Below are 460 nucleotides of genomic sequence, written 5' to 3' on the forward strand. Positions count from 1 at the left end.
CGACGTTAATCAGCAATCTGACCGAAGCAAGCAGAGAATCGACAGCTGCCGTGCGCCAAGCAAATAGCACTCTTCGCGATGCCAACCTGCTACTAAATAACGATGGTAAGCAAATCATGGTGAACACGCGTGATGCAACGGCATCCCTCGAACGCGCCGCTTTCAGGGTTGAGACGCTACTGCAAAACAATCAGGAATCGCTGAACCAGGGCTTGGCCGCCACAGGTCCTGCCATGCACGAACTCCAGCAGGCGCTGGCCAATCTAAACACCGTGCTGCGCCGACTGGATCGCAATCCGGCGCAATACCTGCTCGGTGGAGAGAACATTGAGGAAACCAAGCCGTGAACACTTCCGCCAGGATGATTCCCGTCGCTGCCGTGACTATGACGCTAGTACTCGGCTTGTCCGCGTGCAGTGTGCTTCCCAAAGCAGCTCCAATGGTCACCTACAAATTGCCC

Annotated in this window: 1 protein-coding gene; it reads left to right on the forward strand. The window is 55.7% G+C overall.

Going from position 1 to position 460, the window contains the following annotated elements; genetic code table 11:
* Positions 1 to 347: MlaD family protein (locus ACR6JA_RS22665; RefSeq protein WP_494599708.1), on the forward strand; the 347-nt coding region annotated here is incomplete at its 5' end.
* Positions 348 to 460 lie beyond the last annotated feature (113 nt).

Source organism: Cedecea sp. B1(4) (genome assembly GCF_059414925.1).